The sequence below is a fragment of the Micromonospora sp. CA-240977 genome (assembly GCF_050942285.1).
Classification (GTDB): Bacteria; Actinomycetota; Actinomycetes; order Mycobacteriales; family Micromonosporaceae; genus Micromonospora.
Genome location: NZ_CP192055.1, coordinates 3346521 through 3373263 on the forward strand (window position 1 = coordinate 3346521; position 26743 = coordinate 3373263).

Below are 26743 nucleotides of genomic sequence, written 5' to 3' on the forward strand. Positions count from 1 at the left end.
GGCCGGGGTGCCCGGCCATCACGGGTCGGTGTCCGGAGGTCCGCACGTGACGATGGTTCCTGCCGAGGGTGGCCCGACAACCGGGCCGACAGTGCTCCGGATGCTGCTCGGTGCCCAGTTGCGCCGCCTGCGGGAGTCCAGCGGGGTGACCCGGGAGGGCGCCGGCTGGGAGATCCGCTCCTCCGAATCCAAGATCAGCCGAATGGAGCTGGGCCGGGTCGGTTTCAAGGAGCGCGACGTCTCCGACCTGCTGACCCTCTACGGCGTCACGGAGGAACACGAGCGTGACGCGCTGCTCAAGCTCGCGCGGGACGCCAACAGTCCCGGCTGGTGGCACCGCTACGGCGACGTGTTGCCGACCTGGTTCCAGTCGTACCTCGGCCTGGAGGCCGCGGCCGCGCTGATCCGCAGCTACGAGGTGCAGTTCGTGCCCGGCCTGCTCCAGACCCGGGAGTACGCCAGGGCGGTCGTGCTGCTCGGGCACGGCACGGCCGGTCCGGACGAGATCGACAGGCGCGTCGCCCTGCGGATGCAGCGGCAGCAGTTGCTGCACCGGCAGGGCCCGCCGCAGCTCTGGGCCGTGGTGGACGAGGCGGCGTTGCGCCGACCGATCGGTGGCCCCGAGGTCATGCGTGGCCAGCTCACCGCGCTCATCGAGGCGACCAAGTCACCGAACATCCGGCTCCAGGTCATCCCGTTCGCCGCCGGGGGGCACGCTGCCGCCGGGGGCGCCTTCACCATCCTGCGTTTCGGTGACCAGGAGCTGCCCGACATCGTCTACATCGAACAACTCACCAGCGCGATCTACCTCGACAAGCGTGACGACCTGGACTACTACGCGGTGGCCATGGAGCGGCTCTGCGTCGAGGCCGAGCCACCCGAGCGCACGGCGGACATTCTCCGCGGCCTGCTTGACGACCTCTATCCCGCGTGATCGACGGGTGGGGCCACGGCCCCACCCGCACTGGCACTAGCATGGTCGCGAACGGCGACAGTGGACAGACGTCATTGCGGGGGCTGCCTTGACCACCGATGCTGCGGGCGCGACGGCTGGCTCGCCGAGCGACCGGATCGACACCTCGGTGGCGCACCCGGCCCGCCGCTACAACTACTGGCTGGGCGGCAAGGACAACTTCCAGGCCGACCGGGAGTCCGGCGACGCGATAACGGCCGCCTTCCCGTCCGTGCGCACCGCGGCCCTGGAAAACCGCCGTTTTCTCCAGCGGACTGTGGGATACCTGGCCCGCGAGGCCGGCATCCGGCAGTTCCTCGACATCGGCACCGGCATCCCGACCGCCAACAACACCCACGAGGTCGCCCAGGCCATCGCGCCGGAAACCCGGGTGGTCTACGTGGACAACGACCCGATCGTGCTGGCCCACGCCCGCGCGTTGCTGACCAGCTCGACGGTGGGTGCCACCGCCTACATCGACGCCGACCTGCGCGATCCGCAGCGGATCCTCGCGCACCCGGAGTGTCGCCGCGCCATCGACCTGTCGCAGCCGGTCGCGCTCATGCTGGTCGCGGTCCTGCACTTCCTGTCCGACGACGACGACCCGTACGCGCTGGTGCGGCAGTTGCTCGACGCGCTGCCGGCCGGCAGCTACCTGGTCGCCTCGCACGGCACCCACGACCACCTTCCGCCGGCGGTCGCCGCGGACTTCAGGGCCAAGGCCCGGGGCGGCGGCCCGCACGGGTTGATCAACCTGCGTACCCGGGACGAGTTCGTCCGCTTCTTCACCGGTCTCGACCTGGTCGAGCCGGGCATCACCTCGGTCGCCGAGTGGCGGGCCCAGGGCGAGGAGCTGCCGCGTCCCTCGACCGCCGAGGTGGGCATGTACGGCGCTGTCGCCCGCCTGCCCTGACCCGGCCGGGCGACGGTCCCGACCGAGGGCGTCCAGCTCGCCGGGGTCTTCCGACGCGCCCGGGCCACTCCGCTGTGCCGTCGTGGCTGGCCGCCGGGTTGCGCTGGCGCCCAGAGGCATAGCGGTTTCCTGAGTCGGATCCACGTATTGACCGACGCCGACTGGTCGAGCTAGTCTCTGTATCGATACAGACTGGATCGATACAGAGAGGTGCCGGTGAAGCCAACACTGCAAGCCGTGGCCGACGCCGTCGGCGTCTCCCGCAGCACCGTGTCCAACGCCTACAGCCGCCCCGACCAGCTCTCCGCCACCCTGCGCGAGCGGATCCTGGACGCCGCCCGGCAACTCGGCTACCCCGGCCCCAACCCCACCGCACGTTCCCTGCGCCGGGGCTTCGTCGGGTCGATCGGGGTGCTGTTCACCTCGCGACTGTCCTACGCCTTCACCGACCCGTTCGCGGTCCGCTTCCTCGCCGGGGTCGGCGGGGCGGCCGAGCGGCACGGCACCAGCATGCTGCTGGTACCGCTGCCGCCGGCCGTGACCGACGCCCGGCGGGCGGTGGAGAACGCCGCGGTCGACGGGTTCTGCGTCTACTGCGTGGCCGACGAGGAGTGGGCGTTGGACGTGATCCGCGCTCGTGGGCTGCCGTTCGTCAGCACCGCCGCCCGCGAGGACGCCGGCCCCGACGAGCGGTTCGTCGGCATCGACGAGCGCGCCGCGGCGCGTGGCGTCGCCGCGCACGTGGCCGGACTCGGTCATCGCCGGGTGGCCCTGCTCGCCGACTCCGTGCTCCCCGACGCCCCCGCCGGCCCGCTCCGCCTGTCCGGTGTGCACGAGGCGGGGCACCCCACGACCCGGGGCCGGCTCGCCGGATTCGCCGACGCGTTCGCCGAGGTCGGCGTCGGGTGGGCCGAACTGACAGTGCTCAACGCCCCGGGTAACAGCCGTCCGGCGGCCGCCGCCGCCGTCGCCGGCCTGTTCGACGGGCCGACGGCGCCGACCGCCGTGCTTGCCGGCTCCGACGTGCTTGCCCTCGGTGTGCTCGACGCGCTGGCGCAGCGGCCGGCCGGCGCCCGCCCGCCGGTCTCGGTGACCGGTTTCGACGACGTCCCCGAGGCCGCCGCGGCCGGCCTCACCACGGTCCGACAGCCAGCCGAGGAGAAGGGCCGGATCGCCGCCGAACTCCTGCTCGACCCGCCCGCGGACGCCGCGGCCGGCCATGTGTTGTTGCCCACCGCACTCGTCGTCCGGGACTCCACCGGACCTGTCCCGAGGAGTTGACCATGGAACTTCCCACCGGCTACGTCACCGCGCTCGACGCCATGAACCGGCACGTCAACTCGGCCCGACCGGACGCCCCGGTCCAGGTCAAACGCGTCCGCCCGGCCCTGCTCGCCCCGACCCGGCTGGCCGCCGCCGTCGCCCTGCGCCGGCTCGCCGACCGCATCCAGCCGCGACCGATGCCTGCCTCGCCGCGCTGCTCCTGAGCCGATCGAAACTCATTCCGGTACGCACGGGACGAACAGTGTGGGTCCGGGCACGGAGGGTGGTCGAGGAGGGCGCGGCCAGGCAGACTGGTGAGGCCATGTCACCCTTCACGCCCACCCTCCGTCTGCACGACCGCTACGTACTGCACGAGCGGATCGGCCTCGGTGGCATGTCCGAGGTGTGGCGGGCCGACGACGACGTGCTCGGCCGACCGGTCGCGATCAAGGTTCTCGCCGGGCAGCTCGCCGCCGACCCGCAACTGCGGGCCACCATCCAACGCGAGGCCCGCGCGGCCGCCCGGCTGACCCACCCACACGTGACCCAGGTGTACGACTACGCCGAGGCGACCCTGTCCGACGGCGTCGTGGTCCCGTACCTGGTGATGGAGCTCGTCGACGGCCACAACCTGGCCGACCGCCTGCGCGGCGGGCCGCTGCCCTGGCCGGAAGCGGTCCGGGTGGCCGGACAGATCGCCGCCGCGCTCGCCGCCGCGCACCGCATCGGCGTGGTGCACCGCGACGTCAAGCCGGGCAACGTCATGCTCACCGACACCGGGGCCAAGGTGCTCGACTTCGGCATCGCCGCGCTCGGTGGGCTCGACGGCCAGTCCGGCGAGCCGCTGATGGGCACCCCCGCCTACTTCGCCCCGGAGCGGCTGACCGCCGGCCCGCCCGATCCGGCCAGCGACGTGTACGCCCTCGGCGCGCTGCTCTACCGCACCCTCACCGGGCAGGCGCCGCTGCCAGTGCAGAGCTGGGAGGACGCCCTCGACGTGCATCGGCGCGGCACTCCGGTGCCGCCGCTACGGGTGCCCGGCCTCCCCGCCGACATCGCCGAGCTGACCCTCGCCTGCCTGGCCGCCAACCCGGCCGACCGGCCGAGCGCCGCCCATCTGGCCCGCCGCTTCGGCGCCGGCCAGCCGGTCGAGCCGCCCACCGAGTTGCTGCGGATCCTGCCGGCGGCGCACCCGCCCACCCTGATCGACCGTTCGGCGGCCCGCCCCGCCCCGGCCGCCCCCGAGCCGACCCGCCGCCGGTCGCGCCGGCCCCTCGCCGTGCTGGTCGCGGCCGGTCTCGCCGTGCTGGTCGGCGTCGGCGCCCTGCTCGCCGAGGGTCCGTTCGGCACGCCGAGCGCGCCCACCTCGCCGCAGGTGGCCGCCCCGCCGTCGACCTCCGCCCCGAACCCCGCGCCCACGACGCACTCGCCGACGCCGGCGGCACCCTCCTCGCCCCGACCCAGCGCCAGCACCGAGCCCCCGACCGCCGGGCAGCAGGTGCCGGTCAGCCTCCGGGAGGTGACAAGCGAGTTCGCCGCCGTCCTCGCCGGTGCGGTCGCCCGCGGCGACGTCGACCGCAGGACCGCCGACGATCTGCGCGACGACCTCGCCGACCTCAACCGGCACACCAGGGACCGGGCCAAGCGCGTCGCCGACCTGCGCGACCACATCGCCGAGTTGGTGGAACGCGACAGGCTGCCAGCGCAGACCGGCGCCCAACTGGACGCCCTGCTGACCCGGGCCGGCAGCTTCTCCACGGGCCGGACGGACGACTGATATCGCCGTCGATGCCGCTGGCATGATGTCCCGATGCGGACACGTCTGATCTTCGTTCGGCACGGCGAGTCGCTTCATCAGGTCGAAGGAATCGTGGGTGGGCCACGGGGTTGTCGAGGCCTCACCGCCCTCGGCCACGAGCAGGCGCACGACCTGGCCAACCGGCTCACCCGTGACGTTGCTGCCGACGGACCGGTGGCGGTCTACTCGTCGGTCCTGCGCAGAGCCGTCGAGACCGCGCAACCCATCGGCGCGGCGTTCGGCGTCCGACCGGTGGCCGACTGCGGCCTGTGCACCTGGCACACACCCCCGTACGCCGACGGCCTGCCGACCACCCGCTTCCGCACCGAACACGCGGTGGCCGGCGGGGGTGTGTTCCGGCCGTTCGAGGAGGGCAACGAGAGTTGGGCCGAGCTGGTGGTCCGGGTCAGCCGCGCGATCATGGAGATCGCGCATCGACATCGGGGCGCCACAGTGATCCTGGTCGGCCACAGCGAGACCGTCGAGGGCGCGTTCCACGCGCTCGCCGCGCAGCCGATATTTCGCGCGTTCGACCTGGACGTCGCACCGGCGTCGATCACCGAATGGACCAGCGACCACGACCCCGGCGGTTGGCCGCCGGCCCGGTGGACGCTCCGGCGCTTCGGCGACACCGGCGGCTGGGCTGGAGCGTGATCCAGTACCGCCGCCGAACCCGACCAGCGCTCAACGGCTTCGCCGGATCCGACTGATCGGCCAGTCGGGTCGACGGCACGGCGTAGCCGCCCACCGGTTCCGTCGGCCGTAGTCTCACCACCATGACGACAACGCAGACGCACACCCTCGCCGTGCCCGGCGTCGACCTGGTCTACGATGTCCGCGGTCCGCTGCCCCCGTCCGGCGGGCGCCCCGTCCTGCTCATGATCGGTCAACCGATGACGGCGGAGGGTTTCACCGCGCTCGCCCCGCACTTCACGGACCGCACCGTTGTCACCTACGACCCGCGCGGTCTCGGCCGTAGCGTCCGTACCGACGGTCGCAGCGACCACACGCCGCAGCAGCAGGCGGCCGACCTGCACCAGCTGATCGAGGCGCTCGGCGCCGGCCCGGTCGACCTGTTCGCCAGCAGCGGCGGTGCGGTCACGGCGCTCGAACTCGTCGCGGCTTACCCGGGCGACGTCGTCACGTTGGTGGCGCACGAGCCGCCGATCAACGCGGTGCTTCCCGACGCCGGGGCCGCCGAACGCGCTCGCGCCGACTTCTACCAGGCGTACCAGACGAAGGGCGCCGGCGCGGGCATGGCCGCGTTCATCGCGATGACCTCGTGGCAGGGCGAGTTCACCGACGCCTACTTCGCCCAGCCCACGCCCGACCCGGCGACGTTCGGTCTGTCCACCGAGGACGACGGCAACCGCGACGACCCGTTGCTGTCGGACCTGTCGTGGGCGATCAGCGACTACCGTCCCGACGCGAACCGGCTCACCGCGGCGCCGACCCGGATCGTGGTGGCCGTCGGCGAGGAGTCGGCCGGGACGTACACCGCGCGTACGGCCCTCGGTCTGGCGGCCCTGCTCGGCCAGGAGGCCGTGGTGTTCCCGAGTCACCACGGCGGTTTCCTCGGTGGCGAGTTCGGCTACGCGGGCAAGCCCGAGGAGTTCGCGGCACGGTTGCGGGAGGTGTTGGACGCCGGCTGACCGCCCCCGCTACTCCGCCAGGAGTTGCTCACGCAGGATCTCGGCATGCCCGCAGTGCTGCGCCAGCTCGCGCAGCACGTGCAGGTACACCCATCGCAGCGGCACCGGGCCGCGCCGATGGCCGCGCAGGATGTCGTCCAGGCTCAACGACGCCGTCGCGCGGCGGGAGGCTTCGCACGCCTCGCGGTGCGCCCGCTGGACGCTGGCGATCGTGTCGTCGTCGGTGAGGATGAACGACTCGTCCGGCGTCGCGGGAATGCCGATCTCCGAGCGGGACCGGCAGGTGACGGCCTCGTCGAACCAGACCTTCTCCACGAACGCGGCGTGCTTCACCAGACCCAGCAGCGTGGTCCGGGACGGCACCAACGAACGGCGCGCCTGCTCCTCGGTCAGCCCGTCCAGACAGCCGTTGAGGTCTCGGCGATGCTCGTCGATGAACGCCTCGAGCTGAGCCTGCGCCGGCTGGCTCACGACATCGTCGGCGAAGGTCCCCGGAAAAGAAGTCACCCGCGAAGCATTCCAAGGTCATTGTCGAGACGCAAACCCCTCCACTCAGCCGAACGAGACGAGCGCGCCCCGCTCGTCGAAGACGGCAGTGCCCGCCCAGGCGATCTCCCACCGGTTGCCCTCCGGGTCGGCGATGTAGCCGGAGCGCCCACCCCAGGGCCGGTCGGTGGGCGCCGCCACCACCGTCGCGCCCGCAGCGACCGCCGCGGCGAAAGCCAGGTCGACCTCCTCGCGACCGTCGACAACGCACGCCAGGGGTGACGCCGGACCAGCCGCCGGCCGGATCGGGCACGCCCGGGGCCGCCTCCGCGGCCAGCTCCGGCAGCGGGAAGAGCGCGAGCAGGACGCCACCGAGCAGGAAGGCCAGTCGAGCCCGGTCAACCGAGCGTGACGCCGACCGACTCACCCGGCTCGGTGCCCGCGCGCGCGACCACCTCGCCCGCCGGAGTCCAGACACCCGACCGCCCCGCCGTCTCGGTGAAACCACCCCCGGTGGAGCCGGCGAAACTCGCCACCGCCACCCAGACCCGCTGGGCGGTCGCGATCCGGTGCGCCCGCTGGTCCGTCACTGCCGCGTCGCGCGCGGACTCCACGACACCCGCCGCGTAGACGTCGATCCCGAGCGCCGCGGTCCGCTCCGCGTGCGCGGGGACGCCGGTGTCCTTGCAGACCGCCAGTCCCACCCGCCAGCCGTCCACCTCGAGCACGACCGGCGCGTCGCCCGGCCGGAACCGGCGGGCCTCGGCGGCCCCCAGCCACATCTTCCGGTACGCCAGCGTCACCCCGGCGCCGGTCACCGCCAGCACCCCGATGTGGTCGCCGGCGACCGGTGCCCCGGCCAGGGCCACCGCGCCCGTCTCGGCGCACGCCTCGACCAGCGGCACCAACCGCGGGTCGTCGACCGACACGACCGGCGCGTCCAACTCGTACCCGGTGAGGGACAGCTCGGGAAAGACCACCACCCGGGCCGCCGCCGCGCGGACCGCGGCGGCGTGCGCCCGCGCGTTCTCCGCGACATCGAGGGGTACGCACGGCGGCTGCGCGACCGCGAGCCGCAGTGGGGTGCGGTTTTCCACACCCCCAGCGGTGTGGTCGGGTCGCGCGGCCGGGCGGTCAACCGCATGGTCGGCTTTCAGGATCACTTCGTACGGTGGGCGCATGATTCGAACGTCCCACGCCGTGCTCGCCACCGGAACCCCCACCGCCGCTGCGGAACCACCGCAGGGTGGCCTCGTCGGTTACGTCAGTGACCTGGTGGAACGACTCGGCGGGCCGGGCGCCGGTCTGGCCGTGGCGCTGGAGAACCTGTTTCCGCCGATCCCCAGCGAGGTGATCCTGCCGCTGGCCGGGTTCGTCGCGGCGCAGGGCCGGATGAGTCTGGTCGGCGCGATCTTCTGGACCACGCTGGGCTCGGCGGTGGGCGCGCTGGCGCTCTACCTGGTCGGCGCCTCGCTGGGTCGGGACCGGATGCGGGCCATCGTGGCCCGGCTGCCGCTGGTGAAGCTCAGCGACGTGGACCGGACCGAGGCGTGGTTCCTCCGGCACGGCGTGAAGGCCGTCTTCTTCGGTCGGATGATCCCGATCTTCCGGAGCCTGATCTCCATCCCGGCCGGGGTGGAGCGCATGCCGGTGGGCACGTTCCTGCTCTACACCACGCTGGGCAGCCTGATCTGGAACACCACCTTCGTCCTCGCCGGCTACCTGCTCGGCGACAACTGGCACCTCGTCGAGGGGTACGCGAGCACGCTCCAGAAGGTCGTGATCGTGATCTGCGCGGCGGCGGTCGCCTGGTTCGTCGGGTCCCGTGTGCTGCGCGCCCGCCGCGCCGCCCGTAACCCCGAGGGGGCCGAACCCGGTGACGCCGGGCGCGGCGAACCGGCGCTCGGTGTGCCCGATCCGGGTGGGCGCGGCACCCTCTACCGAAGCGGTACGTGGACCTCGGACGAGCGCTAGCCCGGCATGCGCTACCCAGCCTCTGCTCCACCTGTCGCCGCAGGACCCGATGACGACCGACACGCCACGGACGGGGGAGGACAGGTGACCGGAGAGCGTCGGGTCGACAGGTGGTGGGCTCGTCTCCGGCTGCCGGTCGGCGTCGCCGCCGGCAGCGCTACCGGCGTCGTCGAGCTCGCCGTCCTGGTTCTCGCGGCCGTCGCGTTCGCCGTGTCCGCGCCCGTGCCGCCGGCCGCTCGCGGGGTCGCCCGGCTCACCCGGCGGTACGCCGGATGGCTCGTCGGCCTGGAACGTGACCGGCTCCGTCGGCTGCTGCTCCCCGAGGGCGAACCACTCCCGGTCCACGAGGTGGCGACCCGGCGGCAGGTCGGCTACCTGGCGGCCCGCCTGCTGCCCGGAGCGCTCGGCCTCCTCGCGTACGCGATGCTCGGCGTCGGCCTGGTGTTGGCCGGGATCGTGGTCCGCGCGGCGGTACGTGGCGAGCTGTCCCTCCTCGACACCCTGGCACAGGCCGCCGTCGGGGTGGTGCTCCTGCTGCTCAACGTCCAGGCCCTCGCCAGCGTCGCCGCGCTGGACGTCCGGCTGGCGCGGCGGCTGCTCGGCCCCGGAAGTCGGGCCGAGCTGGCGCGGCGGGTCGACGAGTTGACAAGCAGCCGGGCCGGGGTCATCGCGGCGGTCGACGCCGAACGGCAGCGCATCGAACGCGACCTGCACGACGGCCTCCAACAGCGGCTCGTCGCCCTCGGCATGCTGCTCGGCCGGGCGCGGCGTGCCCGCGACGCCGACCGCACCGCAGCCCTGCTCGCACAGGCACACGAGGACGTGCAGCGGGCCGTCGAGGAACTGCGCGAGGTGGCGTGGCGGGTCTACCCGTCGGCGCTGGAGGGCAGCGACCTCGGCGCCGTGCTCACCATGGTCGCCCGTCGTTCCGAGGTGCCGGTGCGGATCCGCTGCGATCTGCCGATCCGCCCCGACCGGCAGATCGAGACGGTGCTGTACTTCGTGGCCTGCGAAGCGCTCACCAATGCCGCGAAGCACGCCGCCGCTACGCTGGTCGCGGTCGAGATCGGGGTACGGGAGGGTTGGGTCCGGATGCGCGTACACGATGATGGCGTCGGCGGCGCGGACCCCACCGGGCGAGGCTTGGCCGGCCTGGCCCGACGGGTCGCCGCACTGGACGGCCGGCTGCGGGTGACCAGCCCGGCCGGCGGCCCGACCACCGTGCTGGCGGAGCTGCCGTGCGGCTAGTCCTCGCCGAAGACTCGACACTGCTCCGGGAGGGCCTGACACGCCTGCTCGCCGAGGAGGAGCACGAGGTGGTCGCGGCGGTCGGCACCGCCGACGAACTGGTCGAGGCGGTCGGACGAACCCGTCCGGAGGTGGTCGTCACCGACGTCCGGATGCCGCCCACCCACACCGACGACGGGCTGCGTGCCGCCCTGGAGATCCGTCGACGTTGGCCCAGCACCGGTGTCCTGGTGCTCTCCCAGTACGTGGAGCGGCGCTTCGCCGGCCGTCTGCTCGCGGACCGTCCCGAGGGGGTCGGCTATCTGCTCAAGGACCGGGTCGCCCAGGTCGACGACTTCCTCGACGCACTGGACCGGGTGGCCGCCGGGGGCACCGCGCTCGACCCGGAGGTGGTTCGTCAGGTCGTGGCCGGCTCGGAGCGACCTGACCCGTTCGGGAGGCTCACACCCCGCGAACGGGACGTCCTGCACGAGATGGCCCAAGGCCACACGAACAGCGCTGTCGCGCAACGGCTGCACGTCTCGCAGAGCGCGGTGGAGAAGCACGTCAACGCCATCTTCGACAAGCTCGATCTCGGAGCGGCCACCGGGTACAGCCGTCGGATCCTCGCGGTGCTGCGCTACCTGGGCAGCTGATGCCCTCGTCGGGGTGATGCTGACAGGGTCCCCGATACCGGGGGTGTCCGGTTGGCTCCGATACCCCGGTTTCGCTGATCCCGAGTCGATCATGGTTCGGTGGGGCGTTTCGGGGTCGGCGTGGTCGGTGTATGTGGGCTTGATGTCCGGTCGTGGGCGGTCTGACCAGTGACCGGGTGCACCCGTGGCCCGGAATCATGGCCGGGCCGGGGTCGTTACATACCCTGACGATCGCAGCACCACCGGCTCGCCGCCCCGCCCGACGGGGTTGGAATGCGGGTCGCGGTCAGGTCGTTGCAGTCCCCACGAACGACCGCCCGGTCACCGCTTTCGCGAGGGTGCCGGTGGATGGGCCGCCCCTGGAATGACCCCGGCCCGCCGGTCGTTACATCTGGACCCGGCACCACAAGCCCCCGCTCACCGAACCTGGTACGAGCCCCGCTTGTGAGGTCGCCGCAATTTTGCGCGTCGTGAGCCTTCCGGCTTGCCGGTCGCCCACCCTCCCGACTTTTCCCCTGTTTTGTGCAGCGCCGGACGAGGTGCTCGCACCCGTGCCGCCGGCCCCCCGGTCAGTGGTTTGGGTGTTCCTACCCCCGAAGGAGCTACCCCCATGAACACGATCATGCGTAAGAGTGTGCTGTCTGTTGCTGGTCTCGCGTTCGCCGGTGGTGTGTTCGCCGGTCCGATCGCCGCCCACGCCGCCACCCCGGTCGAGGGCAAGCCCGTCGCGGCCACGGTGCAGACCAGTGCGCCGAAGCCGCAGGGCGAGCAGTCCCGGATTCCCCTGAACGACGAGCAGACCGCCAACGTGAAGGCGATCATCGCCGCGACGAAGAAGGCCGGCCTGCCCGAGCGGGCCGCGGTGATCTCGATCGCGACGAGTCTGCAGGAGTCGAAGTTGGAGAACCTGGGTCATCTGGGTGACAGCAACGACCACGACTCGCTGGGCCTGTTCCAGCAGCGCCCGAGCTCGGGTTGGGGTACTCCGGAGCAGATCACTGACCCGGCTTACTCGACGACGGCGTTCCTCAAGGGCCTCAAGCAGGTCGACGGTTGGCAGGACATGCCGTTGACCGAGGCCGCGCAGACCGTGCAGGTGTCCGCCTACCCGGACGCGTACGCCCAGTGGGAGCAGCAGGCCACCGACCTGGTCGGCCAGTACTGGAACAGCTGACCCCCACCGGCTGAACACCGACCGTTGGCCGGCACCCCACACCCGGGGTGCCGGCCAGCGGCATTCGCGGCTGCGGCGATGGGTTGTGGGGCTGGCGCGACGCAGTGTCGGGCACCCGGGGAGGCGATCACCCCGGCCTGCGACGGCGGTTGGTCGGAGATCTTGGACAGTTTCCGTCAGCGGCTAACGGAAACTGTCCAAGATCTCGCGGCGGCCCCGCCGTTCGTGGCTAGTCTCGCGCCCGCGACGGGCTTCGTGCCCACGACGGGCGCCGCGCCCGTGTCCGGGGCCTGCGCCTGCCCGCGACCGGCACCTGCCCGCGACCGGCCCGCGCCCGCGACCGGCCCGCGCCCGCGGCGGGCTTGTGCTTGCGGCGGGCTTCGCGTCCGTGACGGGCTTCGTGCCTGCGACGGGCTTCGTGCCTGCGGTGGGCTTCGCGCCCGCGGCGGGCTTCGCGACGGGTGCCGTGCCCCGCGGCCGGCTTCGCGCCTGCGGCTGGCACTGCGACCCTGACCGGCCCGACGCGGGGAACAACGCCGGGGCTTGGCTGGTTGTAGAGGGTGTCGGTGTGACTCAGTGTCCCCGGGCCTCACCTAATATCGCCTTCGCGGAATACCGTTCGGCTGGAGCCGCGTCGTGCCACTCGCCGAGAGGCGACCTGCACACCGACACCAGCGCCGCCCCCGGTCCACAAGGCCGGGGGCGGCGCTGTCTGTGCCCACCGGCCGGGCCGGGAGCGGCACAATTGCTCGGGTGACTGGTTCTCAGGCCTGGGCTGAGCAGGCTGGTTTGCTCGTACTCCCCAGTGGGGTGACGGTGCGCGGGCGCCGCATCGCCGCGGTGACCTCGCCTGCCGATTTCGCCCTGCTGTTGGCCCCCGGCCCGGAGCCGGCGTGGCCGCACCGGCGGATCCGGTGGCCCGATTTCTGGGTGCCGACCGATCGGGAGGATGCCCTGGATGCGCTGCGGGCGGCGTTGCGGCGTGCCCACGACGGGGCGCGCGTCGAGGTGGCCTGTCGGGGTGGGGTGGGTCGCACCGGAACCGCGCTGGCCGCGATGGCGATCCTCGACGGCGTGCCGGCCGAGCGGGCGGTGTCGTGGGTCCGGGAGGGGTACCACCCCAGGGCGGTGGAAACTCCCTGGCAGCGGCGCTGGCTGCGCCGCGTCGCCTGACCGCCCGCCCGCCGCGACCGCCCGCCCGCCACGCCCGCCCGCCGCGACCGCCACCCGCCCGCCCGCCGCGACCGCCACCCGCCCGCCGCTGGGCCTACCCCTGTCGGGCCGCCGGCGTGTTGACGTACTCGCGCAGGTGGGTGGCGGTGAGCGTGTCACCACGGGCGACCAGGTCGGCGGGAGTGCCGGTGAAGACGATCCGGCCGCCGTCGTGGCCGGCGCCGGGGCCCAGGTCGATGAGCCAGTCCGCGTGGGCCATGACCGCCTGGTGGTGCTCGATGACGATCACCGTGTTGCCGGCGTCGACCATCCGGTCGAGCAGGGCCAGCAGTTGGTCCACGTCGGCCAGGTGCAGGCCGGTGGTGGGTTCGTCAAGCACGTACGTGGTGGTCTTCTCGGCCAGGTGGATGGCGAGCTTGAGTCGTTGCCGTTCCCCGCCGGACAGGGTGGTCAACGGTTGGCCGAGGCTGAGGTAGCCCAGCCCGACGTCGACAAGCCGACCGAGGATGGGGTGCGGAAAGAAGGTGTACGCCTCGGTGACCGACATGGCCAGCACCTCGCTGATGTTCTTGCCGCGCAGCGTGTACGTGAGGACCTCGTCGGTGAAGCGTCGCCCCTCGCACCGTTCGCAGACGCTGGCGACGCCGGCCATCATCGCCAGGTCCGTGTAGATCAGGCCGATCCCCTTGCAGGCCGGGCAGGCGCCCTCGGAGTTGGCGCTGAACAGGGCCGCCTTGACGCCGTTGGCCTTGGCGAAGGCGGTACGGATCGGGTCGAGCAGCCCGCTGTAGGTGGCCGGGTTGCTGCGCCGGGACCCGCGGATGGGGGACTGGTCCACGATGACCACCCCGGACCGGCCGCGCAGCGAGCCGTGGATCAGTGAGCTCTTGCCGGAACCGGCGACGCCGGTGACGACGGTGAGCACGCCGAGTGGGATGTCCACGTCCACGTCGCGCAGGTTGTGCAGGTCGGCCTGGCGGATGCTGAGCTGCCCGGTCGGTGGGCGTACCTGGTCGCGCACTGTCACCCGGTGGTCCAGGTGCCGGCCGGTGAGGGTGTCGGAGCGGCGCAGAGCGGGCACGTCGCCGGTGAAGCAGATCCGGCCGCCGTCGATGCCGGCCCCCGGTCCGAGGTCGACAACGTGGTCGGCGATCGCGATGGTCTCCGGCTTGTGCTCGACCACCAGCACCGTGTTGCCCTTGTCGCGCAGCCGCAGGAGCAGGTCGTTCATCCGGGCGATGTCGTGCGGGTGCAGGCCGACTGTGGGTTCGTCGAAGACGTACGTGACGTCGGAGAGGCTGGAGCCGAGGTGCCGGACCATCTTGACCCGTTGCGCCTCACCGCCGGACAGGGTGGCGGACTCCCGGTCCAGGCTGAGGTAGCCCAGCCCGATCTCGACAAGGGACTCCAGCAGGTCCCGCAGGTTGGCGATCAGTGGCGCGACCCCCGGGTCGTCGATGCCCCGGACGAACGTCGCCAGGTCGCTGATCTGCATGGCCGAGCAGTCGGCGATGGTGCGTCCGGCGATCCGCGACGACAGGGCCGCCGCGTTGAGTCGGGTGCCGCCGCAGTCGCCGCAGGTGGTGAAGGTGACCGCCCGGTCGACGAAGGCGCGGATGTGCTGTTGCATCGACTCGCGGTCCTTGGCGAGAAGGAGCCGCTTGACCTTGACCGCCAGCCCTTCGTACGTCCAGTTGTTGCTGCCCACCTTGATCTTCGTGGCCGGCTTGTGCAGGAAGTCCTCCCACTGTTGCGCTGTGAAGTCCTGGAGTTTGACGTCCGGGTCGAAGAGGCCGGAGCCGACGATGGTCTGCCAGTACCAGGAGCCGACGGCGAAGTTGGGCACGGTGATCGCGCCGTCGTTGAGGGAGCGCTCGACGTCCACCAGCTCGCTGATGTCGAGGTCGGAGACGCGGCCCAGCCCTTCGCAGGTGAGGCACATGCCCTCGGGCAGGTTGAAGCTGAACGCCCCGGCGCCGCCGATCGACGGCTGGCCGAGTCGGCTGAAGAGGATCCGCAGCATGGCGTACGCGTCGGTGGCGGTGCCGACGGTGGAGCGGGAGTTGACGCCCATCCGCTCCTGGTCGACGACGATTGCCGCGCTGAGGTTGCGCAGCGAGTCGACGTCCGGCCGGTTGAGGTTCGGCATGAACGACTGGAGGAACGCGCTGTAGGTCTCGTTGATCATGCGCTGGGACTCGGCGGCGATGGTGCCGAAGACCAGCGACGACTTGCCTGATCCGGAGACGCCGGTGAAGACGGTCAACCGGCGCTTGGGGATGTCGACCGAGACGCTGGCGAGATTGTTCTCCCGCGCTCCGCGTACCTCGATCATCTCGTGGCTGTCGGCGGCGGACCTTGCTGGCTGCGACATGCGAACCCTTCACGGAGTCGTGGCGGGGCACTGCCCCGCCGATGCGTGCGGGTTCCATTGTCTCATTCATCCCCATGTAGAGACTTTTGGCGAACTTTCGCAGGCGGGTGAGGCGGGATCTCCCGGGAAGTCTCAAATCACGACGTAAGCGGTACGGTGGCGTGCGTGGACGTCGCCCCGAAGGACCGGCTCCGCGCCGTGGACCTGGCCGCCACCGTCGGGATCTCGGTGCAGCAGGTGCGCAACTACGTCGAGCAGGGTGTGCTGCCGCCGGCTCGGCGGACCGCCAGCGGCTACCGGATCTTCACGACCGAGCACTCCCGGGCGCTCAGGGTGGCGCGGCGGCTGGCCGAGGGGCACGGCTGGAGCCGGGCCCGGGAGATCATGACCGCGGTGCACCGGGGCGACCTGCCGGCGGCCCTCGCGGCGCTCGACGGCGGCCACGCCGAGCTGGACCGGGAACGCGCCGAGATCCGCCGGGTGCTCGGCGCCTTCGAGACCGTGCTGGCCAGCCCACCGGCGGTCCGGCCCGCGCCGCGCCGCGCCGCCCGCATCGGCGAGGTCGCCGCCCTGGTCGGGGTGCGCACCTCCCAACTACGGCTCTGGGAGCAGCGCGAACTGCTGCGGCCGGGCCGCACCCCGGGCACCAACTACCGGGTGTACGACGAGGCGGAACTCCGCGCCGCGCAGGTCATCGCGCTGCTCCGCCGGGGCGCGTACCCGTTCGAGATCATCGAGGCGGTGCTGGGGGAGCTGCGGACCACGGGCAGCCCCCAGCGGGTCCGCGCCGAACTTGCCCGCCGCGAGCAGGACCTGCACACCCGGAGCCTGCGCCGGCTGCGGGGCACTGCCGCGCTGCACGACTACCTGCGCGGTCGCGGCGAGGCGGACTGACCGACCGCATCCCGTCCCGCCGGCCGATCTTGTTGACTAGGGTCGGGCACATGAGAGCTGCGTTGCTGGCGGCCACGGCGTCCGCCATCCTGCTCGCTCCCGCGCCGGTCGCCGCCGCGGGAGGGTCCGCCGGGCCGACCGTGCGCTGCCCGCGGGCGCCGGCCCCGGCGATGTCCCGTCCGCCCCGACCCGCACCGCCGCCCGCCGTGCCCGAGCAGCGGGTGGTCGGCGGCGCGGCGCTGGACACGTCCGGCCTGGTCGTGCCGGCCGACGCGACCGCGCCACCGGCGATCACCGCCACGTCGTGGCTGGTCGCCGACCTGGACAGCGGCCAGGTGCTCGGCGGTTGCGGCCCCCACGAGTACGGCACCCCGGCCAGCGTGCAGAAGCTCCTGCTGGCGGCCACGATGCTGCCCCGGTTGGACCCGAAGCAGACGGTCACCGTCACCGAGGACGACATGAACATCGAGCCCGGCTCCTCCGCGGTGGGGCTTGTCGCTGGTGGTCGCTACACCATCGAGACCATCTGGCTGGGTCTGCTGCTCAACTCCGGCAACGAGGCCGCCAACGCGCTGGCCCGACTCGGCAGCGGTACGGACAGCGCCGCCGGCGTACGCGCCATGAACGAGCACGCCCACCACCTCGGCGCACTCCAGACCCACGCGGTCACCCCGTCGGGGCTGGACGGCAAGGGACAGTTCACAAGCGCGTACGACCTGGCGTTGATCGCCAGGGCCTGTTTCGCCGAGCCGGCCTTCCGCCGGTACGCGCTGACCGAGCAGACGCAGATTCCCACCCAGCCGGCGCAGCGCACGAAGGGTTTCCAGATCCAGAACGAGAACCAGCTCATCTACCGGTACCCGGGCGCGCTCGGCGGCAAGACCGGCTTCACCGATCTGGCCCGGCACACCTACGTGGGTGCGGCGGAACGTGGCGGTCGACGGCTGGTGGTGACCCTGTTGGGTGCCGAATCGGCGCCGCTGCGGGGCTGGGAGCAGGGTGCGGCCCTGCTGGACTGGGGTTTCACGCTGCCCCGGAACGCCTCCGTCGGCCGGCTGGTCGAAGCGGGGGAGTTGACAGCCACCGCGTCGGCGGCGCCGTCCGCGCTGGCGGGGCCCGGCGTGCCTCGGCCGGCGGCGGCCAGCGGGCCCGCGCGTACCGGCTCGGGGTGGTTGTGGTCGGTGGCCGCGGTGAGCGGCGCGGGGGTGCTGGCGCTGTTGGGCGGGCTGCTGTGGCGGCGTCGCCGCCGGCTGCCCTGACGGATCGACATCGGGCGCTGACGTCCATAGACTCCGGTCTTTCTGGCACCACGAGTCCAGGAGGATCACAGTGTCGAGTGAACTCGAACCGCGCCCCGGCGGGGCGGCACCCCGCCGGCCGGTGCGCGCCCTGTCCCGCCTCGCGGGGGTGACCGCGCTCGCCGGGGCGCTTGTCGTCGGGGCGTCCGCCGGCGCGGTCGCCGCGCCAGCCGACCCCACCAGCGCTTCCGCCGCCGCTGACGCCGCCACCCGACCGCCGCGCACCACCCACGGCCCGTGCGCGTACACCGAGACACCCGACGAGCCGGCGGCCCGGCCGGTGCCGCTGCCGCCCGACCCGGGGCGCACCCCGGCCCGGGGCAGCGTCCGGGTGACACTGACGACCAACCACGGGCCGATCGGGCTGACGCTGGACCGGGCCGCCGCGCCGTGCACCGTACAGAGCTTCCTGCACCTGGTCGGCAAGCGTTTCTACGACCGCACCCCGTGCCACCGGCTGACCGCGTACCCCACCCTGAGCGTGTTGCAGTGCGGTGACCCGTCCGGCACCGGCGAGGGCGGCCCGGGATACCGGTACCGCGACGAGCTGCCGACCGACCTGCCGCCGGCGCCCACCGACCCGACCGGGGAACGTCGGGTGTACGCCAGGGGTGTGCTGGCCATGGCCAACGCGGGGCCGGACACCAACGGCAGCCAGTTCTTCCTGGTCTACGCCAACTCGGCGCTGCGCCCCAACTACACGATCTTCGGCGAGGTCGACGCGGCCGGGCTGGCCACCCTGGACCGGATCGCCGCCGGGGGAGTGGCGCCGACCGCCGAGGACCCGGCGCCGGTCGACGGCGCGCCCGCGCTGCCGGTGACCATTCGTCGGGCCGTCCGGGCGCACCACCACCACTGATCGCGCGGCGCGGTGGGCGACCCTCGGTCGCTCACCGCTCCGGCGGGAGCGCCAGCCGGGGGTCAGCCCGCCAAGCCGAAAGTTCCGGGAGTGGATCGGAACTGGTCCAACCGGTTTCCGACCCAGTTCCGACCGTCACGACGGGCCGGGCGACCCGGACGGTGGGGCGGTGCTGTCGCGGACGACCAACTCCGTGGCGAGTTCGACCCGCGGCGAGTCGATGCCCTCGCCCTGGGCCAGGCGCAGCACGGTCCGCGCCGCCAACCGTCCCATCTCGACCAACGGCTGCCGCACAGTGGTCAGCGGTGGCGACGCCCAGCGGGCCTCCGGCAGGTCGTCGAAGCCGACGACGCTCACGTCGTCCGGCACCCGCAGCCCACGGCGCCGGATGGCCTCGTAGACGCCGAAGGCCATCTGGTCACTCGCGGCGAAGATGCCGGTCGGCGGGTCGGCGAGGTTGAGCAGCGCGGTCGCGCCGGCGAACCCGGAGGCGTGGTAGAAGTCGCCCGGGTAGACAAGCGCGTCGTCCACCGGCACCCCGGCGCTCTCCAACCCGGCCCGGTAGCCGTCGAGCCGCGCCCGGCTGCACAGCAGGTGCGTCGGCCCGGCCACCAGGCCGATGCGCCGGTGCCCGATCGCGAGCAGGTGTTCGGTCGCGGCGAGCCCGCCGGCCCAGTTGGTGGCGCCGATCGTCGGGACGTCCATGGCCGGCACCCCGGCCGGGTCGACGACCACCACCGGCACGTTGAGGCGGCGCAGTTGCGCGTGCAGCGGCGGGCTCAGGTGCGAGGTCACGAAGATGACGCCGTCGGTGGCCCGGGTGCGCAGGTTCTGCAGCCACTGCCGGGCCGCGGTGGGCTGCTGGTGGATCGCGGAGACCACAGTGCCGACACCCGCGCCGTGCCCGACGTCCTCCACGCCCCTGATGATTTCCACCGCCCAGGGGCTGTCCAGGTCGTTGAAGACCAGGTCGACGAGGCCGGCGCGGCGGACGCTGCGGCTGGTGCGTCGCCGGTAGCCGTGGTGGCGTAGCAACTCCTCGACCCGCTCCCGGGTGTCCGGGGCGACATCGGAGCGACCATTGAGCACCCGCGACACGGTCGGCACCGACACCCCGGCTTCCCGTGCGATCGCGGTGATGGTCACCCTGCGTCCGTCGTCCGCGCCCACCCGCGTCTCCTTCACCGAGCCGGAAGAACGACAGCGAGATGTCGTCAACCGAGGATCCCGGAACGGTGTGCCCGTTCCACGCGTCATCTTGCCTCACCGACGGGGGTTGACGACATGCCAGGTCGGTTCTAGCGTTCGGCGAAGTTACGGAATCTTTCCGGAAGTTCGTCGGACGAGGACGGCATGTACACCGATCTACCTGAGGAACAGTTGCGGGACTACCGCGGCGTCGTCCAGGATCCGGCGGACTTCGACGATTTCTGGGCCGACACCCTGGCGGAGGCCCGGCATGCCGGCTGGCCGGTGCGGGCCGAGCCGGTCGCGACCGAGTTGGACAGCATCGACGTGTTCGACGTGACCTTCGCGGGTTTCGCCGGCCAGACCGTGCGGGCCTGGCTGCGGGTGCCTCGCGGCGCCGCCACGGCGCTGCCGACGGTGGTCCAGTTCGCCGGCTACGGCGGCGGGCGCGGGCACCCGCTGGAGAACCTGCTCTGGGCCGCTGCGGGGTTCGCGCACCTGCAGATGGACACCCGGGGGCAGGGCTCGGGATGGAGCCGGGGCGACACCCCGGACCTCGGCGCGGCCGGCCCGGAGGCGCCCGGCGTCACCACCCGGGGGATCGCCGACCCGAAGACCTACTACTACCGACGGCTGATCACCGACGCGGTCCGGGCGGTGGACGCCGTCCGGACCCTGCCGCTTGTCGACCCGACCCGGGTGGCGGTGCTCGGGCACAGTCAGGGCGGCGGGTTGGCGCTCGCGGCCGGCGCGCTGGCGCCCGGGGTGCGGGCGGTGGTCGCGTTCGTGCCGTTCCTCTGCGACATCCCGCGCGCGGTGGTGACCACCGCCGCCCGCCCCTACCGGGAGATCCGCGACTACCTGGCGATCCACCGCGACGCCGAGGAGCGGGTGCTGGCCACCCTCGCGTACGTCGACGGTGTCAACTTCGCCCGGCGCTGCCGCCGCCCGACGCGGTACTCGGTGGCGTTGATGGACGAGATCGTGCCGCCGTCGACGGTCTACGCGGCGGTCAACGCGCACGCCGGGCCCACCGAGTTGGCGGTGTGGCGCTACAACGGCCACGAGGCCGGTGGGATCGACGACGACGAGTCGGCCCTGGTCTTCCTGCGCGCCCACCTGATCGAGGGCTGAGCGGGGCCGACCCGGAACGGGCGCATCAGGCCCGCGGTGCCGGCCCGGCTGATAGACAGGAGGGGTGGGTCACCGGATCGCCGTCGTGCTCGCGGTCGCCGCGCTGCTCGCCGGTTGCTCGCGGCCGGAGCCCCGCCCCGCGCCGCAGTCGACGCCGGTGAGTCCCACCCCCCAGCCCACCCCCGCGACGTCCCGCTCCGCCGCGGGGCGGCTGCCCGGGTTCGTGGTACTGACCGACCTCGACCCGCGCATCCACGCCGACATCCGCTACGCCACGGCGCACAACTTCGTGGGCCGCCCGATCACCGGCTACCCGGAGCCGCTGTGCCTGCTCACCCGGCAGGCCGCCGAGTCGCTGCGCCGGGTGCAGGACGCCGCGCTGGCCGGTGGACACCGCCTCAAGGTGTACGACTGCTACCGCCCGCAGCCGGCGGTGGACGACCTCGTCGCCTGGTCGAAGCGCCCCGGCGAGCAGCAGACCAAGGCCGAGTTCTACCCGGACGTGGCCAAGGACCGGCTCTTCGCCGACGGCTACATCGGGGCGCCCACCGCGCACAGCCGGGGCAGCACCATGGACCTGACGCTTGTGGACGACCCCGCCGCCGCCCAGCCCGCGTACCGGCCCGGGCAGCCGCTGGTCGCCTGCACCGCGCCCCGGGAGCGGCGCTTCGCCGACAACAGCATCGACATGGGTACGGGCTTCGACTGCTTCGACTCCCGGGCGCACACCGCCGACCCCCGCGTCAGCGCGACGGCGCGGGACAACAGGCGGTTGTTGCGACGGCTGATGACCGACGCCGGCTTCGTCAACTACGACAGGGAGTGGTGGCACTACAGCCTCCGCGACGAGCCGTACCCGGACACCTTCTTCGCCGCGCCGGTCGCCCGCTCGTCGGTCGGTTGACGGGCCGCCCGACCGCACCGCCGGCGGCACCGTCCGGCAGGATCACTGCAATGACCACCGAACGGATCGGCCCTCCGCTCACCGGCGACGAGCGGGAGACCCTGCGCGCCTTCCTCGACTTCCACCGCGCGACGCTGGCCCTCAAGTGCGAGGGTCTCTCCGACGAGGAGCTGCGCCGGCAGTCGATGCCGCCCTCCACGCTGTCCCTGCTGGGTCTGGTGCGGCACATGGCCGAGGTGGAACGCGCCTGGTTCCGGCGGGTCATCGACGGCGCGGACATCCCGCTGGTCTGGTCCGAGACCGGCGACTTCCAGCAGGCGTACGACGCCAGCTCGGCCACCCGGGCCGAGGCCTTCGACGCCTGGCAGCGCGAGGTCGAGCACGCCCGCCGGATCGAGCGGGCGGCGGCGTCGCTCGACGTGACCGGCCGGAACGTCCGTTCGGGCGAGACGGTGTCGCTGCGGCTGGTGATGCTGCACCTGATCCACGAGTACGCCCGGCACAACGGTCACGCCGACCTTCTCCGCGAGGGCGTCGACGGCACCGTGGGCGTCTAGTGCCACCCCGCACGTCAGGTCCAGTAGAGGATCCGGCAGGCCGGCACCCGCGAGGCGAGTTCGGCGGTGAACCAGCCGCGTAACTCGGCCATGGTGTCGCGCGGGTAGACGTACTTCACCGCGCCGAACCTGCCGTGTTTGCGGCTGCGCGACTCCTCGTCCATCTCCAGCCGGGTGCGCGGGTACCAGCCCAGCAGCACCTCCTTGCTGCCCGGGGTGAACCGGTGGGTGATCAGCTCGGCGGTCAGGTCCAGCTCCGGTACCCCGTCGACCGCCGCGCGGATCTGGTCGAGCAACTCGCCGTAGCGGTCCCGCCAGTCGGGCAGCGCGATGATCGGGGCGATGGTCAGCCCGACCGGGTAGCCGTCGAGCGCGAGCCGGCGCAGCGCGGCCAGCCGCTCCGGCACCCGCGCGGTGCCGCCCTCGAACCGTTCGCTGACCGGGGCGCAGTTGACGCTGAGCCGGACCCGGGTACGGCCGGCGTGCGGCAGCCCCACGAAGGTGTCCACGTCGGCGTACTTGGTGGTCCAGCGCAGTTGCACTGGCGCGTCCCAGGCGGCGAAGTGTTGCACCGCCCGCCGCCAACTGCCGGTCAGGTGCTCCAACGCGAGGGGGTCGGTGTAGCAGGACGCCTCGAAGGTGGTGCCCTCGTCGGCGCGTCGCGCGTTGCGGCTGGTCACCGTCCCGCGCCCGGCGTACGCGGCCAGCCCGGCCAGGATGTCGTCGAGGTCCGCGTACACCCGGGTCACCGGCGGGCCGGACAGGGAGCCGGCGAGGTAGCAGTACTGGCAGTGTGCCGGGCAGCCTTCGGCCAGGTCGACCCGCCAGTCGGCGCTGGGCGCGATGGGTTGCAGGGTGCGCCGCGAGGGTGGGCTGACCACGATCGCCATGGTGGCCTTGGCCCTCGCGTAGGTCTCCCGGTCGGTCTGTCCGCGTACCCCGGTGAGCCGGTTGGACCGCAGGTGTTCCACCTCGATGCCCTGGGCCTGCACCCGTTCGACGATCCGCCGGCCGTGCGGGTGCTCCAGCGCGGCCGGGGTGGCCACCACCCGGCGCGGGGTCCAGCGGCGGGCGGGCCGGGCGGCGGGTGCGAGCCCGGCGAGGTCACGGGTCGGCACCCACTCGCCGCTGGCGTCGTGTGGCGCGGCGGGCACGTCGACGGCGAGGGGCTGATCGACGTCGACGGCGTCCGGGCTGGTCATCGGGCGCGGTTACCCGTTGTCCCGGGAATCCCACCCGATCATCCGATCCATGATTGACGCCACCGGTGCCACCGCATAACCTTTCGTCTATCTGTAAACCTTGTGAACAGATGATGAAGGTCGACGCGGCGGCGCGCGTCCCCACCGAAGGGACGATCAGGTGATCGCAGAACTCTCCTCCCGTACCAGACGAATCCTGTCGTTGTTCGTCGCCCTCGTCGTCGCGGTGACCGCCGGCCTCGCGGTCAACGCCTCGCGGTCCGCGCAGGCCGCGCCGACGTTCAAGGTCCTGGCCTTCTACAACGGCACCTGGGACGCCGCGCACATCGACTTCGTCAAGGACGCCCGAGCCTGGTTCCCGCAGGCCGCCGCCCAGTACGGCTTCTCCTGGGAGGCCACCAACAACTGGAGTCTGCTGAACACCGCCAACCTGGCCCAGTACAAGGTCGTCATGTTCCTGGACGACGCGCCGCCCAGCGGGCAGCGCGCCGCGTTCCAGCAGTACATGCAGAACGGCGGGGCGTGGCTGGGCTTCCACGTCAGCGCGTGGACCGACAACCCGTCGAGCTGGAGCTGGTACTACAACACCTTCCTCGGCTCCGGCTCGTTCCAGACGAACACCTGGGGGCCGACCCGGGTCACCATGCGCGCCGACAACCGCACCCACCCGGCCACCCGGAACCTGCCCGCGACGTTCCCCTCGTCGATAAGCGAGTGGTACTCCTGGAGCAACGACCTGCGGCAGAACCCGAACATCGACATCCTCGCCTCGGTCGACGCGTCAAGCTTCCCGGTCGGCACCGACCCCAACCAGTCCTGGTACGGCGGGTACTACCCGCTGGTGTGGAGCAACAGGCAGTTCAAGATGCTCTACGCCAACTTCGGCCACAACGCCATGAACTACAGCACCAACACCGGGCTGTCGTCGACGTTCGACAGCGCGCAGCAGAACCAGCTGCTGATCGACGGTCTGCACTGGCTCGCCGGCGTCGGCACCGTCCCCCCGACCACGCCCCCGCCGACCGACGGCATCTCGCCGACCGCCTGGCACACCGCTGTCAACCGGGCCAGCGGAAAGTGCGTGGACGCGCGCGCCGCCGCCAGCGCGAACGGCACCGCCATCCAGCAGTACGCCTGCAACGGCAGCGCGGCGCAGCAGTACCAGTTCGTGCCGACCAGCGGCGGCTACCTGCGGGTCAACAACCGCACGAACAGCGCCCAGGTGCTCGACGTGACCGACCGGTCCACCGCCGACTCGGCGCCGATCCAGCTCTGGTCCTACAGCGGTGGCAACAACCAGCAGTGGCGTGCCGAATCGGAGGGCGGCGGCTACTACCGCCTTGTCAACCGGCTCAGCGGCAAGTGCCTCGACGTGCCGGGAGCGTCCACCGCGGACAGCGTCCAGCTCATCCAGTACACCTGCAACGGCACCGCGGCGCAGTCGTTCCGGCTGGTGCCGCAGCCCTGACCGGGGAGTCCACTCCCTCGCCGGGGGGAGGTGCCGCGCACGCGCGATTCCTAGCGTGAGCGGCATGACGCCAAAGGATCAGCTCACCGGGGCGTGGCGCACCGCCCACGCCCCGGTGGCGGGAGTGCCCCGATGGGCGCGAACCGCCGCCTACGCCATCCCGTTCACAGTGCTGCCGTCGGGCCTCTGGCGGCTTCCGGTCGCGTTCCACGACGGCATCGGGCTCGACGGGCGGGTGTACCTCGTCTGCCTCTCGATCGTGGCGGAGTTGATCGCGTTCACCGCCATCGGGCTCATCGCCGCCTGGGGTGAACGCTTTCCGCGCTGGATTCCCGGGCTTGGTGGCCGCCGGGTACCGACGCCGGCCGCCCTCATCCCCGCGACGCTCGGCGCGACGGTCCTGACCGTCCTGTGGACCACCGCCTTCGCCCGGATACTCGCCGGGGTGACCATGGGCGGCGAGCCGCTCCCGGCGGACTTCCCCTCCCAGGGCGGCGCGGGGGAGGCCGCGATCTTCTACGCCTGCTACCTCCCGCTGCTGCTGTGGGGACCACTGCTCGCCGCGGTCGCCTACGCCTACCACCGACGCCGGCGGGGCAGCTACGGCACCTGAGCGGCCCGACCGAACCGGGCGGCCACGGCACCCACGACGGCACGCAGCTCCGGCGGGTCGAGCACGTCGAAGTCGACCTCGATGGTGCTGAGGAAGGCGGCCAGGTTGCTCAGCGACTCCCCGCCGGTGTGCAACAGGCAGCTCCGCTCGTCGATCGCCTCCAGCAGGCCCGCCGTGGTCGGGATCCGCTGGGCCACCCGGTCGGCCGACGCGTGCAGGCGTACCCGGGCGGGGTGCGGCCAGGCGGTGGAGCCGACGCCGCGCAGCACGTGCGCCACCGCGTCGCCACCTGGCGGCTCCCGGGGGGTGAAGCGCGGGCCGGTCGGCGACCGGGGCCGGATCCGGTCGGCGCGGAAGGTCCGCCAGTCGGCCCGGTCGGTGTCCCAGCCCAGCAGGTACCAGCGCCGGCCGGTGTAGACCAGCCGGTACGGCTCGACGTCGCGCACGGTGGCCGTGCCGTCGTGCCCGGCGTAGTCGAAGCGCAGGCGCTCGGCCCGGTGCACCGCCGTCGAGATGGCGGTGAGCGTGTCGGCGTCCACTGTCGGGCCGCCGCCCGCGGCGGAGACCGTCGCGGCCCGCAGGGCGTCCACCCGGTGCCGCAACCGCGACGGCAGCGACTGCTCGAGCTTCGCCAACGCCCGCAGCGACGTCTCCTCGATTCCGGTGACCGAACCGCCGGCCGCCGCCCGCAACCCGACGGCCACCGCCACGGCCTCGTCGTCGTCGAGCAGCAGCGGCGGGAGGGCCGACCCGGCGCCGAGCCGGTAGCCTCCGGCGACCCCGGGGTGTGACTCGATCTGGTAGCCCAGCACCCGCAGGCGCTCCACGTCGGCGCGTACGGTGCGGGTGGTGACCGCCAGCCGTTCGGCCAGCTCCGCGCCGGACCACTCGCGGCGAACCTGTAGGAGGGTCAGCAGCCGCAGCAGCCGCACCGAGGTCTCCACCATGCCGGCGAGTCTGCCCTACGCGGCTTGGGAGCGCGGC

General features: G+C 72.6%; 27 protein-coding genes. 20 read left to right on the plus strand and 7 right to left on the minus strand.

Annotation, left to right across the window (positions count from 1 at the left end; genetic code table 11):
• The first annotated feature begins 52 nt into the window (after positions 1–52).
• The 7 genes from ACQPWW_RS15255 to ACQPWW_RS15285 all read left to right on the plus strand — a co-directional run bounded on the left by ACQPWW_RS15255 (position 53) and on the right by ACQPWW_RS15285 (position 6578).
• Positions 53–934: a helix-turn-helix domain-containing protein gene (locus ACQPWW_RS15255; RefSeq protein ID WP_433134361.1), complete on the plus strand. Its 882-nt coding sequence runs from the start codon at positions 53–55 to the stop codon at positions 932–934.
• Between the two features lie 88 nt (positions 935–1022).
• Positions 1023–1865 (plus strand): SAM-dependent methyltransferase, encoded by an 843-nt coding sequence (locus ACQPWW_RS15260; RefSeq protein WP_433133231.1) that lies wholly within the window; start codon positions 1023–1025, stop codon positions 1863–1865.
• 216 nt (positions 1866–2081) lie between these two features.
• Positions 2082–3146, plus strand: a complete 1065-nt coding sequence (locus ACQPWW_RS15265; RefSeq protein ID WP_433133233.1) for a LacI family DNA-binding transcriptional regulator — start codon at positions 2082–2084, stop codon at positions 3144–3146.
• 2 nt (positions 3147–3148) lie between these two features.
• On the plus strand, positions 3149–3352 hold the full coding sequence (locus ACQPWW_RS15270; protein WP_433133235.1) for a hypothetical protein: 204 nt from the start codon (positions 3149–3151) through the stop codon (positions 3350–3352).
• Positions 3353–3450: 98 nt separating this feature from the next.
• On the plus strand, positions 3451–4905 hold the full coding sequence (locus ACQPWW_RS15275; protein ID WP_433133237.1) for a protein kinase domain-containing protein: 1455 nt from the start codon (positions 3451–3453) through the stop codon (positions 4903–4905).
• A gap of 33 nt (positions 4906–4938) precedes the next feature.
• Positions 4939–5580, plus strand: a complete 642-nt coding sequence (locus ACQPWW_RS15280; RefSeq protein ID WP_433133239.1) for a histidine phosphatase family protein — start codon at positions 4939–4941, stop codon at positions 5578–5580.
• Between the two features lie 122 nt (positions 5581–5702).
• Positions 5703–6578 carry an alpha/beta fold hydrolase gene (locus ACQPWW_RS15285; protein WP_433133241.1) on the plus strand — a complete coding sequence of 292 codons (876 nt, stop codon included), beginning with the start codon at positions 5703–5705 and terminating at the stop codon, positions 6576–6578.
• Positions 6579–6587: 9 nt separating this feature from the next.
• Here ACQPWW_RS15285 and ACQPWW_RS15290 read toward each other — a convergent pair whose 3' ends face one another.
• The 3 genes from ACQPWW_RS15290 to ACQPWW_RS15300 are packed head-to-tail and all read right to left on the minus strand — an operon-like array spanning position 6588 to position 8161.
• A complete protein-coding gene (locus tag ACQPWW_RS15290) occupies positions 6588–7085 on the minus strand; it encodes a DinB family protein (protein ID WP_433133243.1) in 498 nt (165 codons plus the stop codon).
• A 45-nt stretch (positions 7086–7130) separates the two neighbouring features.
• Entirely contained in the window at positions 7131–7436 is a 306-nt protein-coding gene (locus tag ACQPWW_RS15295) for a VOC family protein (RefSeq protein WP_433133245.1), read from the minus strand.
• A 26-nt stretch (positions 7437–7462) separates the two neighbouring features.
• Positions 7463–8161: a carbon-nitrogen hydrolase family protein gene (locus tag ACQPWW_RS15300; protein WP_433133247.1), complete on the minus strand. Its 699-nt coding sequence runs from the start codon at positions 8159–8161 to the stop codon at positions 7463–7465.
• Positions 8162–8243: 82 nt separating this feature from the next.
• On the opposite strand from ACQPWW_RS15300, the gene ACQPWW_RS15305 reads away from it, so the two are divergent.
• The 5 genes from ACQPWW_RS15305 to ACQPWW_RS15325 all read left to right on the plus strand — a co-directional run bounded on the left by ACQPWW_RS15305 (position 8244) and on the right by ACQPWW_RS15325 (position 13268).
• On the plus strand, positions 8244–9038 hold the full coding sequence (locus ACQPWW_RS15305) for a DedA family protein (RefSeq protein WP_433133249.1): 795 nt from the start codon (positions 8244–8246) through the stop codon (positions 9036–9038).
• An 84-nt stretch (positions 9039–9122) separates the two neighbouring features.
• Positions 9123–10286: a sensor histidine kinase gene (locus tag ACQPWW_RS15310; protein ID WP_433133251.1), complete on the plus strand. Its 1164-nt coding sequence runs from the start codon at positions 9123–9125 to the stop codon at positions 10284–10286.
• A complete protein-coding gene (locus ACQPWW_RS15315) occupies positions 10277–10921 on the plus strand; it encodes a response regulator (RefSeq protein WP_433133253.1) in 645 nt (214 codons plus the stop codon). The genes ACQPWW_RS15310 and ACQPWW_RS15315 overlap by 10 nt, the downstream gene beginning before the upstream one ends.
• A gap of 610 nt (positions 10922–11531) precedes the next feature.
• A complete protein-coding gene (locus ACQPWW_RS15320) occupies positions 11532–12095 on the plus strand; it encodes a hypothetical protein (RefSeq protein ID WP_433133255.1) in 564 nt (187 codons plus the stop codon).
• Between the two features lie 753 nt (positions 12096–12848).
• Complete coding sequence (locus ACQPWW_RS15325) at positions 12849–13268, plus strand: protein-tyrosine phosphatase family protein (RefSeq protein ID WP_433133257.1); 420 nt, start codon at positions 12849–12851, stop codon at positions 13266–13268.
• 94 nt (positions 13269–13362) lie between these two features.
• Here the strand turns inward: ACQPWW_RS15325 and ACQPWW_RS15330 are convergent, their stop codons facing one another.
• Positions 13363–15642: an ATP-binding cassette domain-containing protein gene (locus ACQPWW_RS15330; protein ID WP_433133259.1), complete on the minus strand. Its 2280-nt coding sequence runs from the start codon at positions 15640–15642 to the stop codon at positions 13363–13365.
• A gap of 165 nt (positions 15643–15807) precedes the next feature.
• Between ACQPWW_RS15330 and ACQPWW_RS15335 the strand changes: the two genes are divergently transcribed.
• From ACQPWW_RS15335 to ACQPWW_RS15345, 3 genes are all read left to right on the plus strand, one after another.
• Entirely contained in the window at positions 15808–16536 is a 729-nt protein-coding gene (locus ACQPWW_RS15335; RefSeq protein WP_433133261.1) for a MerR family transcriptional regulator, read from the plus strand.
• Between the two features lie 50 nt (positions 16537–16586).
• Positions 16587–17795 carry a D-alanyl-D-alanine carboxypeptidase family protein gene (locus tag ACQPWW_RS15340; RefSeq protein WP_433133263.1) on the plus strand — a complete coding sequence of 403 codons (1209 nt, stop codon included), beginning with the start codon at positions 16587–16589 and terminating at the stop codon, positions 17793–17795.
• Positions 17796–17865: 70 nt separating this feature from the next.
• The gene (locus ACQPWW_RS15345) at positions 17866–18693 is read left to right on the plus strand and encodes a peptidylprolyl isomerase (RefSeq protein WP_433133265.1); all 828 of its coding nucleotides are present in this window, start codon (positions 17866–17868) and stop codon (positions 18691–18693) included.
• Between the two features lie 135 nt (positions 18694–18828).
• On the opposite strand, the gene ACQPWW_RS15350 is transcribed toward ACQPWW_RS15345, so the two are convergent.
• Positions 18829–19863, minus strand: a complete 1035-nt coding sequence (locus ACQPWW_RS15350; protein WP_433133267.1) for a LacI family DNA-binding transcriptional regulator — start codon at positions 19861–19863, stop codon at positions 18829–18831.
• Between the two features lie 183 nt (positions 19864–20046).
• On the opposite strand from ACQPWW_RS15350, the gene ACQPWW_RS15355 reads away from it, so the two are divergent.
• The 3 genes from ACQPWW_RS15355 to ACQPWW_RS15365 all read left to right on the plus strand — a co-directional run bounded on the left by ACQPWW_RS15355 (position 20047) and on the right by ACQPWW_RS15365 (position 22476).
• Positions 20047–21015, plus strand: coding sequence for an acetylxylan esterase (locus tag ACQPWW_RS15355; RefSeq protein WP_433133269.1), 969 nt, complete (start codon positions 20047–20049; stop codon positions 21013–21015).
• A 64-nt stretch (positions 21016–21079) separates the two neighbouring features.
• Complete coding sequence (locus ACQPWW_RS15360; protein ID WP_433133271.1) at positions 21080–21919, plus strand: M15 family metallopeptidase; 840 nt, start codon at positions 21080–21082, stop codon at positions 21917–21919.
• Between the two features lie 50 nt (positions 21920–21969).
• Entirely contained in the window at positions 21970–22476 is a 507-nt protein-coding gene (locus tag ACQPWW_RS15365; RefSeq protein ID WP_433133273.1) for a DinB family protein, read from the plus strand.
• A gap of 14 nt (positions 22477–22490) precedes the next feature.
• On the opposite strand, the gene ACQPWW_RS15370 is transcribed toward ACQPWW_RS15365, so the two are convergent.
• Entirely contained in the window at positions 22491–23678 is a 1188-nt protein-coding gene (locus ACQPWW_RS15370; protein ID WP_433133275.1) for a spore photoproduct lyase family protein, read from the minus strand.
• Between the two features lie 160 nt (positions 23679–23838).
• Between ACQPWW_RS15370 and ACQPWW_RS15375 the strand changes: the two genes are divergently transcribed.
• Positions 23839–25146, plus strand: coding sequence for an RICIN domain-containing protein (locus ACQPWW_RS15375; RefSeq protein ID WP_433133277.1), 1308 nt, complete (start codon positions 23839–23841; stop codon positions 25144–25146).
• Between the two features lie 64 nt (positions 25147–25210).
• Positions 25211–25759: a hypothetical protein gene (locus tag ACQPWW_RS15380; protein WP_433133279.1), complete on the plus strand. Its 549-nt coding sequence runs from the start codon at positions 25211–25213 to the stop codon at positions 25757–25759.
• Here ACQPWW_RS15380 and ACQPWW_RS15385 read toward each other — a convergent pair.
• Positions 25747–26706, minus strand: coding sequence for a helix-turn-helix transcriptional regulator (locus ACQPWW_RS15385; RefSeq protein ID WP_433133281.1), 960 nt, complete (start codon positions 26704–26706; stop codon positions 25747–25749). The genes ACQPWW_RS15380 and ACQPWW_RS15385 overlap by 13 nt on opposite strands.
• Positions 26707–26743 lie beyond the last annotated feature (37 nt).

What these genes read in the sequence shown, in the direction of transcription:
- ACQPWW_RS15255 (WP_433134361.1), top strand. Translation starts at nt 53, where the DNA reads ATGGTTCCTGCCGAGGGTGGCCCGACAACCGGGCCGACAGTGCTCCGG.
- ACQPWW_RS15270 (WP_433133235.1), top strand. Translation starts at nt 3,149, where the DNA reads ATGGAACTTCCCACCGGCTACGTCACCGCGCTCGACGCCATGAACCGG.
- ACQPWW_RS15275 (WP_433133237.1), top strand. Translation starts at nt 3,451, where the DNA reads ATGTCACCCTTCACGCCCACCCTCCGTCTGCACGACCGCTACGTACTG.
- ACQPWW_RS15280 (WP_433133239.1), top strand. Translation starts at nt 4,939, where the DNA reads ATGCGGACACGTCTGATCTTCGTTCGGCACGGCGAGTCGCTTCATCAG.
- ACQPWW_RS15285 (WP_433133241.1), top strand. Translation starts at nt 5,703, where the DNA reads ATGACGACAACGCAGACGCACACCCTCGCCGTGCCCGGCGTCGACCTG.
- ACQPWW_RS15305 (WP_433133249.1), top strand. Translation starts at nt 8,244, where the DNA reads ATGATTCGAACGTCCCACGCCGTGCTCGCCACCGGAACCCCCACCGCC.
- ACQPWW_RS15320 (WP_433133255.1), top strand. Translation starts at nt 11,532, where the DNA reads ATGAACACGATCATGCGTAAGAGTGTGCTGTCTGTTGCTGGTCTCGCG.
- ACQPWW_RS15330 (WP_433133259.1), bottom strand. Translation starts at nt 15,642, where the DNA reads ATGTCGCAGCCAGCAAGGTCCGCCGCCGACAGCCACGAGATGATCGAG.
- ACQPWW_RS15340 (WP_433133263.1), top strand. Translation starts at nt 16,587, where the DNA reads ATGAGAGCTGCGTTGCTGGCGGCCACGGCGTCCGCCATCCTGCTCGCT.
- ACQPWW_RS15355 (WP_433133269.1), top strand. Translation starts at nt 20,047, where the DNA reads ATGTACACCGATCTACCTGAGGAACAGTTGCGGGACTACCGCGGCGTC.
- ACQPWW_RS15365 (WP_433133273.1), top strand. Translation starts at nt 21,970, where the DNA reads ATGACCACCGAACGGATCGGCCCTCCGCTCACCGGCGACGAGCGGGAG.
- ACQPWW_RS15370 (WP_433133275.1), bottom strand. Translation starts at nt 23,678, where the DNA reads ATGACCAGCCCGGACGCCGTCGACGTCGATCAGCCCCTCGCCGTCGAC.
- ACQPWW_RS15380 (WP_433133279.1), top strand. Translation starts at nt 25,211, where the DNA reads ATGACGCCAAAGGATCAGCTCACCGGGGCGTGGCGCACCGCCCACGCC.
- ACQPWW_RS15385 (WP_433133281.1), bottom strand. Translation starts at nt 26,706, where the DNA reads ATGGTGGAGACCTCGGTGCGGCTGCTGCGGCTGCTGACCCTCCTACAG.